The organism is Candidatus Magnetaquicoccus inordinatus (genome assembly GCF_004217665.1).
In the GTDB taxonomy this organism is placed as follows: domain Bacteria; phylum Pseudomonadota; class Magnetococcia; order Magnetococcales; family Magnetaquicoccaceae; genus Magnetaquicoccus; species Magnetaquicoccus inordinatus.
In genome coordinates this window covers 1-9,569 of the sequence record NZ_RXIU01000092.1, presented here as the reverse complement: position 1 = coordinate 9,569, position 9,569 = coordinate 1, and the positions used below count along the sequence as shown (strand labels likewise).

7 protein-coding genes are annotated in these 9,569 nt (G+C 50.4%); 3 read left to right on the top strand and 4 right to left on the bottom strand.

Translation table 11 applies throughout. From position 1 onward, the window contains the following. From EJP87_RS17775 to EJP87_RS08430, 4 genes are all read right to left on the bottom strand, one after another. The coding region (locus EJP87_RS17775) for a hypothetical protein (protein WP_193771242.1) at positions 1 to 891 on the bottom strand (891 nt) is incomplete at its 3' end. A gap of 137 nt (positions 892 to 1,028) precedes the next feature. Next, a complete protein-coding gene (locus EJP87_RS08440) occupies positions 1,029 to 2,525 on the bottom strand; it encodes an adenylate/guanylate cyclase domain-containing protein (RefSeq protein ID WP_130471426.1) in 1,497 nt (498 codons plus the stop codon). Positions 2,526 to 2,527: 2 nt separating this feature from the next. Beyond that, a complete protein-coding gene (locus EJP87_RS08435) occupies positions 2,528 to 3,778 on the bottom strand; it encodes a hybrid sensor histidine kinase/response regulator (RefSeq protein ID WP_130471425.1) in 1,251 nt (416 codons plus the stop codon). A gap of 17 nt (positions 3,779 to 3,795) precedes the next feature. Then, positions 3,796 to 6,261 (bottom strand): hybrid sensor histidine kinase/response regulator, encoded by a 2,466-nt coding sequence (locus EJP87_RS08430; RefSeq protein ID WP_130471424.1) that lies wholly within the window; start codon positions 6,259 to 6,261, stop codon positions 3,796 to 3,798. 213 nt (positions 6,262 to 6,474) lie between these two features. On the opposite strand from EJP87_RS08430, the gene EJP87_RS08425 reads away from it, so the two are divergent. The 3 genes from EJP87_RS08425 to EJP87_RS08415 all read left to right on the top strand — a co-directional run. Next, positions 6,475 to 6,786, top strand: coding sequence for an MTH1187 family thiamine-binding protein (locus tag EJP87_RS08425; RefSeq protein ID WP_130471423.1), 312 nt, complete (start codon positions 6,475 to 6,477; stop codon positions 6,784 to 6,786). Positions 6,787 to 6,801: 15 nt separating this feature from the next. Further along, positions 6,802 to 8,190, top strand: coding sequence for a GGDEF domain-containing protein (locus EJP87_RS08420; protein WP_130471422.1), 1,389 nt, complete (start codon positions 6,802 to 6,804; stop codon positions 8,188 to 8,190). Between the two features lie 18 nt (positions 8,191 to 8,208). Further along, a partial coding sequence (locus tag EJP87_RS08415) for a hypothetical protein (protein WP_130471421.1) occupies positions 8,209 to 9,569 on the top strand: 1,361 nt, incomplete at its 3' end.

Sequence of the window (9,569 nt, the reverse complement as noted above, 5' to 3'; positions counted from 1 at the left end):
CTGGTTGGCATTCTGCACTATGACCAACGATCCAAAGGGCAAGGATTGACCCAAGCGAACTGGTACACCGGCATAAATGAGCAGATCATTGGCGACCTCCTTCGTCCATAAACGAATTTGCGGCTGTTGACAGTTGTTGCTGTTGACATCCCGCTCACACGCCACCTTGACGCTTTGAAACAGCTCATTCATCTCTGCCATATTTACTGCCTGCATGGCCGAATAACTGGCATTGCTGCCAGCAATGGCAGCCAAGCCCCCCCCCTCCTGCCCCTTGACCAGCTCATCCTGCTTGATCAAAAAAACATCACCATGGTTGGCCAACTCCTTGAGCTTTTCTGCATCAAGAATATATCCTCCCAACAACATGCCAATCGCCGTTTGCTGATGTTTGATCAAGGAACCGGTGAGAACCATATATTGCTTCTTGATATCATCAAAGACAAACATGGTGGCCCAACCCTCTTTGACCACCCGATGAAACAGATCCAACTGGCTGACATTCAAGGTGTTGCGATGGGCTGAGGAGCTGAAAAGCATGTTGCCATCCATGCCTGGCACCTCCATGATCGAAAGGGCCACATCCTCGCGAATTTCGGTAATAATATCGCGTATCCCTTGATTGCTCCCCCCTTTTTTATCTCGAATGGCCGTCTCCACCGCCGCTACCAGGCGCGGATCCTTGGCAATATCTTTAATATAGTTTTGCGATGCCCGCATCAAACCGGGAAAATCCACGCCAATTACATTGGTGGCGGCACTGCGCAAGGAGTCCTGATAATAACCAGTGATAGAGTTTTTCATCTCCGAATGGTTGATGGCCAAGGTGGCCAGCATCGGCGAAAGCACCAGAAACAAAAAACCACTTCCCAGTTTCTGAATCAGATTCATGGATCATTCTCCCGTTAACAATTCGCCTCAGAGCGTGTGCACAAACCTGCTTATGTACACGCTCTCAGTGTGGCCCTACCCTTGTCCTGTTGACACAGTGTGTATCTTCAACCCACAGCCCAGCACTTGCCCTGCCTTCACACCTGACTGACCCCATCCCAATTGGCGCCTGGTCTCTCCTGCTGCAAACGCCGACAACGTTCCAGATAGATTCGGCTCACCTGATCGCTGGGCATCTCTCGATACAAATCGGCAAACACCGCCTCTGCCAGACTCCACTCCTGGGTTTTATACCAGTGCAATGCCTCCTGGTATTGCGGTAAAAAGCGGCGGATCTGCTCCTGGCGCTGTTCATTGGAACCCTCCACCACCTCCCAAACCGTCACCGCTTCCGACTTGCCTTTGACGCGCACCGTATCAATCTCACGCAGACAATAGCCCTTGCTCTTGTCCAACAGCTCATAAGAGGGTTGGGAGATGGCAATGGTGATTCCATAATATTTGGTCAGGGTTTCCAAGCGAGAGGCCAGATTGACCGTATCGCCGACCGCAGTGGTATCCATGCGTTTTTCAAAACCAACAGTCCCCAGATAAACCGGTCCGGCATGGATGCCTACTCCTACCCGAATCGGCTTATATCCCGATTTATGGCGATATTGATTGTAGACCTTGAGAATCTGACTCATTTCGATGGCAGCATCCACCGAACCGTTATGCCATTGCGATAGATCCAAGGGAAACAAGGCCATAATGCAGTCTCCGATAAACTTGTCGATAAATCCTCCATGCTTCTGGATCATCGGAGCCACAAAGGTGAGATAGTTGTTAATAAAATTAAAATTTTCTACATGAGTCATACATTCCGACAACGAGGTAAAATCGCGTATATCAGAAAAAAAGACCGACATTGTCTTGGCCACCGCATCCCCATAGTGGACATCCTCAATGCCATCGCGGCCAATATAGGTGAGAAAATTTTTCGGTACAAAACATTCGATGGCCTGACTTTTCCGTTCCAGACGATCCAACGCCTGACGCAGCTTTTCCGACTCGTCACGCAGTTGGGCATTGGAATGATCCAAACGCACCAAATCCTGATAGGAGCGTAACGAAGAGACCACGGTGGTAAACAGTTTCTGGTAGGTCAGATCATTTTTCTCTTTATAATCATTAATCTGATATTTAAGCACCATCTCTTTTTCCGGCGCCATGCCCGGTTGTCCCGTGCGAAGAATTATCCGTACCAGATGATTGTGCATTTGATCACGAATGGCCCGCACCACCTGCAAGCCACTGTCATCCTCTTCCATCACCACATCCAGCAGGATCAAGGCAATATCGGGATTGTCTGCCAAAACCGCCAAAGCCTCTGCCCGTGAACGGGCACTCAAAAAGCGCAACGCCTGCCCCTCCACCTTTGCCCCTTCCAGAGCCAGGCGGGTGACTACATGCACGCTCTCTTCATCATCCACAATCAAGATCTTCCAGGCAGCGCTCTCTGCAGAGGCAGCACTGGCCTCCTGCTCCTCCTCTTCGTCGGCAAAAAAGAGATCCTCCTCATCGGCAGGCAACTCTTCTGCAAGAGTGGCCGCTGGCTTGGCAAATTCTTCTTGTTCGTTTGTTTCGCTCATCATGCTTATCCTGTCCCCAACACCCGTGGCAACAGCAGGGTAAACAGAACCCCTGCACCGACTTGACTACTGCAGGTGATTCTTCCCCCCAAGGTCTGCTCAACGGTGTTGTGAATGATATTCAATCCCAAACCAAGCCCCCCCTGATTTCTTTTGGTGGTAAAAAAAGGATCAAAAATCTGTTTGATATGCTCGGCAGCAATCCCTTTTCCATCATCCCGATACAAAAACTCTACCTGCTCATCCCGCTCTTGCACGGCAATCTGTATCGATCCGCTCTCCCGCCCCTCAAAACCATGAATCAGGGAGTTCATGATCAAATTGGTAAAAATTTGCGCAATAGCCCCCGGCAGTGAAATCAGCTCCAAACTCTCTGGACAATCTATGGTTATGGCAAAGCGTTGATCTTTCAACTTTGGCCCCAGGCTGACCAGCACATCCTCCAGATAGCTTTTCACCCGAATGGTACGTTTTTCCAGGTTGGTCTGATCGGCAGAGACCATTTTGAAACTGCGAATCAGCTCTGCGGTGCGCGAGAGGTTGAGCTGAATCAAACGCGCCAACTCATCGGCTTTATGAAAGTAGAGCTCCAGATCCGAGCGTTTCATGGTTTTGTTTTGATAGGCGCTGGAGATCTCCTGGGTATCGGTAGCCCAATAGGAGGCGGCAGTCACACACACCCCCACAGGGGTGTTGATTTCATGCGCCACCCCGGCCACCAAACGACCCAATGAGGCCATCTTTTCCGATTGAATCAATTGCTCTTTTTTCTGTTTCAGATCTTCATAGGTTTGCTGCAACTCGGCCAAGGTATTTTCCAGGCGTCTGTTCTGCTCTTCCATGTCCCGCATCAACTGCTTGTTTTTACGGGCAATAAGACGCATTTCCAACACCTTGCGCACCGAAATCAACACCATGTCGGCAATATTTTCATCCTTGAGCAGATAGTCATCCGCCCCTTTATTGATCGCCTCTACCGCAACCGACATCTCATTACTGGAGGTCAGGATGATAATCGGCAGCTCAGCCCGCAAGGAACGGGCCTGCGCCATGAATTGCAAACCATTCATCTGCGGCATGTTGATGTCGGAAATGACCAGGGCAATATTGTCATCCTCCTGCACCATCTGCCACCCTTCTGCACCATCCTCGGCTGCCAACACCTCATAACCGGCAGAGCTTAAAATATCACCAAGAATTGCCCGGACGATCATCTCATCGTCCACCACCAAGAGTTTTAAGGCCGCATCTGCCATCGCTGCTGATCCCCGTCTTAGCCGATCAATGTTCTCACTGTATCCAACAAAGTGGTCTGCTGGAAATCACCTTTGACAATATAGGCATTGGCCCCCACCTGCATGCCGCGCCGTTTGTCCTCCTCTTTTTCTAATGAAGTCACCATGATCACCGGCAACTCCGCATGACGAGCACTCTCACGAACCGTTTTCACCAAGCTGAAACCATCCATGCGTGGCATCTCCACATCGGTGATCAACAGATCAAAGGCCCCTTTTTGCAGTTTTCCCCACGCGGCCATGCCATCATTGGCCACCTCCACCTGATAGCCATAGGATTCCAAAATACTGCGTTCGATCTCGCTGGTATTGATCGAGTCGTCGGCAACCAGAATGCGAATCGATTGCCGATTATCACTATTCTCCTGGATGCTGACTCTATGCCGCGTCACGCTCTCCCGTTTGGCGCGTTGAATCAATCCCGGTACATGCAGCAAACAGATGGCATCCTGATTGCCCGATTGCGTCACTCCAGAGACCCATGGATTGCTTTGCATGTGGCTGGGTAACGGCTTGATCATCATCGCCCCCTGATCCACCAGGCCATCAATCGTTACCCCCAAACGCTCCGAACCATTGCTGATGATCAAAACGGCCACTCTTTTTTTGCGTCGATCCTGTTGTAAACCCGGTTGTTCCAACAAGGCCGCCATCGTGGTCACCGGCACAAATTGCTCCCGTAGACGAATGGCTTCATAACCGGCCATCGGCAAAATCTCATCGGGGGTAATATGAATAATTTCATCAACAAAATCAGAGAGAAATGCAAACATCTCCCCACCCGCAGCCACCACCAACAGGTTGCGCACCGCCAAGGTTGCCGGCAAACGAATGGTAAAGCGGGTGCCCTGACCCGCCACTGTTTCTACCTGAATCTCCCCTTTGAGATCCTCGACAATATTTTTGCGCACCACATCCATGCCAACACCCCGGCCAGAGATGTCGGTGATAAAGGAGCTGGTGCTTAAACCCGGGTGAAAAATCAATTGCACAATCTCCCGCTCGGCCATCAACGGCAACAGCGTTTCATCAACCAGTTTCAGCTTGAGCGCCCGCTCCTTGATTTTGGCCACTGGGATCCCCGCTCCATCATCGGCCAACTCAATGATCACATTCCCCCCTTCATAGCCGGCAAACAGACGCAACCGCCCTTGCGCCTCTTTGCCCGCAGCCAGACGCTGCTCTACACTCTCAATACCATGATCGAGTGCGTTGCGAATCATGTGCAGCAAAGGCTCACCCAATCGTTCAATGATCTTTTTATCCAACGATGCCTCGCCACCATCGACGATAAAACGGACATCCTTGCCCAATGATGCCGCCGCATCACGTACCGAACGGGCCAGGGAATTGAACAGATTGGTCAACGGCAACATGCGCAAATGCAGCGTTTTACTCTGTAAATGCTCGACCAAAAATGATTGCAGATCGGCATCGGCGGTGAAAGCGCTGGCGGTCTGATAGGAAGAGTGCCGCATCTCCAGCAAACGGTCACCCAAACTCTGCCAAAGCTCTTGGTCGGCATGCCCTGCCGGCAGCTTATCCAATTGCTGGAAATATTTATGAATCTTGCGTGCCAAACCAGCAATTTGCCGCAATTCGCCAGCCCGCTGTAGTTGCCGCCGGTGCAACAAGGCAATTTCACCAGAGATATTGATCAACTCATCCAAACGCTCGGCAGGAATGCGAATTGTCGCTGCATCCAGACGGGGTGCAGTGACCCGCAGTTTATCGCTGCTCTCCTCTGCGCGTTTGCCGGTGTTTGCCTGCCCACCCGGCAATACCGGTTTTACCCCTCCGGCAGCCGACAGGGGAGGCATGTGACTAGCCAACGAGGGAGTAGCATGCTCTCCGGCCACACTCTGCCGTACAGCAGCAGGTGCGGCCTCAACAGCAGCGTCAGGCACTGCAGGAGCAGAGGCAGCTCCAGCACTCTGTGCCGCTTGCATCTCCTCTGCCTGGCTTGCCGCTTCCGGCTTGGCTTCGCCCTCAAAGTTGACCTCCTCTTCTGGAGGGAGCGCAACAACTGCTTGGGCTGTGCCCTCCTCTTGCCACGCCTCGCCTTGGGCAGCCAGATTGAAGCGTTGACAATAGATCTCCAAGTCAGTGTCAATCTCAACCCCGGTACGACTCTCTTCCACCAGCGCCGAGAGCAAATCTGCCCCTTGAAACAACAAATTGCTCAACGGCTTGCTGTGGCTGATCCGACCACTGCGCAAGGCATCCAGTATATTTTCCAAGGAGTGAGCCACCTGATTGATGCGCAATAGTTTTAACATGCGCGAGGTGCCCTTCATGGAGTGGATGGCACGAAAAATGGAATTTATGCGCTCGTTATCAGTCGGCTCCTCTTCCAACAAAAGCAATTGCTCATTGACCGTATGCAAATGATCAATTGCCTCATTAAGAAAACTGTTGCGATATTTGGTGATGTCCAATGACATAACCGCATGACCTCAATCTGCCTGTCAGAATAGTCCGCTCTCTCCGCCACCCCTTGCCACTGCAGAATGGTAGTCGCGGCAGAGAGCCAGAAGCAAGCAGTTTTTCGCCCATCAATAAATTTAGGGTTGCATTGCCCCTGCTGAACGGTTCAAACTCGCAAAATTCACAATCAGTCTTTAGTAAATTATCTCCCCATAGCAAGGAGTTTTGCCATGAGTGTATTGCTGGAATTTTCCATGACCCCACTGGATAAAGGTGAAAGTGTCAGCACTTATGTAGCCAGATCTCTGGATATTATCGATCAGAGTGGTCTGCCCTACAAATTGGGCCCCATGGGAACCTGTCTGGAAGGGGAGTGGGAGCAATGTATGGAGGTGGTCAAACAGTGCCTGACCACCATGCAAACAGACTGCAAGCGCATTTCCATCGCCATGCGTATTGACTATCGGCAGGGTAAAGAGAACCGCCTCGTCGGCAAAATTGCCAGCGTGGAAGAAAAATTGGGCCGATCGGTTCGCTCATAGCGGAAAGCACTCATTATGAATATGCGGGATATTCTCTTTTCCAGATTGGCCAATATCTATTTTGGCAGTCTGCGTTATCTGATGTTGGAATTACGCGATGTGGTCTTGCCGGAAATTCCCGCCATTGTGCTCTCCTTTTTCAAGGAGATCCACGAAGTAGATGAATTGGCCACCTTGATTGACAACTCAGTGGTCACCCGCAACCTGCTGGAAGCGATGGATCATTGGTGGAGTGCCCTGTTTCGACCGACCAATGCCCTGGAAGTCGAACAGTTTATTTTACGACAACTGGAGATCGGCAGCAAACATGCCGACCTGAATATCAATCTTCATTATATTCATCACGCCATTCGCATCTTCAAACGGGAGATTCATAGTCGGTTGGAATTTCAGGTCGAATCAACAGAAAAACAGGTTGCCATGGCCCAATTGCTGGATGAGTTGCTCGACATTGTCAGTTCATTGATGTCTGACAGCTATTTCAAAAATTTGGTCAAATATGAAACCGATACCCTCTCCTTGCGCATGAATGCTCTCAGTCAAAATGTGGCCATTGAGTGCGAAAGGGTCCGTTCGCAGCTTTTGGACTGGTCAAAAAATATCCTCTTTAACCTGTTTCAAAACCGTCGTATCGATCCCGACACCATGGTCTATGCTGAATATTCGGTGGTTGGCATGTGGGTGTTTCATAAAGCAGAACTCTTGCTGCCCGAACCGGCCATGGTAGACAAGCTCAAACACTACTTGCGACAGATTGATATGGAGCTCAGTCAGGCCGCCACCCTGCGCAGCGGAGGATTAAAAACCAAGTTTATCAACAAGGTGCGGGCTTTTGACAGCCATGTCAATCAGACAGCCTGGTATCTGAGCAGCCTGGTGGAACAGATCGTCAAACTGGATGCGGGTCGCGACACCTTGACCAGTCTCTACAACCGCCGCTACCTGGATACCGTGCTGCGTCGGGAGACGGAAATCAGCATGAAACAGGGCTATTCCTACAGCCTGCTGTTGCTGGACATTGATTTCTTCAAAAAAATCAATGATACCTATGGACATGATGCCGGAGATGCTGTTTTGCGCCAGTTTAGCGAGTTATTGGTTGGCACTTTGCGTATCAGTGACTTTTTATTCCGTTTGGGAGGCGAAGAGTTTTTGGCAGTACTAGGCAATACGAGCAGCAAACATGCCATCGTGATTGCAGAAAAAATTCGCCGAGAGTGTGAACAGCGTCCCTTTGTCGTCCATCATGATCAAGTGATTTCCGTCACTTGCAGCATCGGTGTGGCGGTCTATAAAGGGCATCCTGATTATAATCTTCTGCTCAAACAAGCCGATCAAGCCCTCTATGCCGCTAAACAAAGTGGACGCAACCGCCACTGTTTGGCTGGAGAAGAGCAACGATAGATTGAGGTAACCTGTTTCATGAAGTTTTGGCATTCACTGGCAAATCGGCTCCTGATTGGCATCATTGGGGCAGGTATGGCCGTACTGCTGGCGTTGGCCCTTTTGGCCATGGAAGCGGTACAGATCCACCGAGAGGCCATGGAAGATCATTTTTTCATGAATTTTCTCAATATTTTGCTCGAAACCAGACGTTACGAAAAGGGCTATTTCCAGTTTCACAAAAAAAATGACTGGGAAAATGCCTTGAACTATCTGGATCAAGTGGATCGCCAGTTGCGTTTTGAACGCCAAGCCTTTTTGGATCGGGCGGATGGCAATGCCATTTATGCCAATTTAAGCGTTCTGGTGGCAGAATATCGGGAAAAACTGTTGCTGGCCCCTCGACAACTCGAACAAGATCCCAAACAAATACATGATGTAGAACTTCTTCTCCATCAAATCGGCCGTCAACTCCTCGCCATTGGTGAACAGTTGGCCTCTGATACCAAAAATGATGTGACGCGCGCCATGCAGCACACTCATAAGCTGATTCTGCTCTTCAGTGCCCTGTTGTTGATGCTGCTGCTTGCCAGCACTCTTTTCGTTTGGTTGCGTGTGCGTAATCCACTGTTGCAGTTGCAGCATATCCTGCAACTGGGAGCACACTCTGCTCTCAACCAAACACCGCACTTGACCACCACAGATCCAGAATGGCGCGCTCTGTCTGCCTCTCTCAAGCGCTGGTATCAAACCTGTATAAAAGAAAAAAACGAGCAATCGGCTGCAGATTTGCATCTGCTCTACACTCTCCTGTTGCCGATCAGCAAAACGGTGGCGCAACCCATGGCCAACCTCTCCACCACCTGTCAAATTCTTCAGGAAGAGGAGAGTGGCTATTCGAGCATGCAACGCAATAGCCTGTTGTTGCAACTGCGTGAATTGGCCGATCAGGGCAATCGCATTGCCACCACTATTCAACAACATATCGTCTATTGTGCACAGCCATTCATTGCCATTAATCTCAATCAATTGCTGCGCAATCTGTTTGCGCACACTCTGCACCATCCCTCCTTGGCGGAGTGGCGATTGCAGTTGGATACTGAATTGTTTATTCACGGCAATCAGGCACTGCTGGAACAGATGCTCATTGCGCTGTTACAACATACGGGCCATCGTTCGCCACCGAGTGATCTGTTGCTGCTTTCCCTCTCGCGGCAGAGCGTCGAACAATGGCGCGCAGAAACATCTGAAACTGAAATCTCTTCTTTGAATTGGTTACCTCCTGGCTGCCCCGATCTGATCTCCTTGACTCTGCCTCTGGCCAGTGATCTGAAAACTTTGGAACATCTGCCGGCAAGCGGAGAGAGGGCACTTTTTCTGCCACAAACAGAGGACAATCC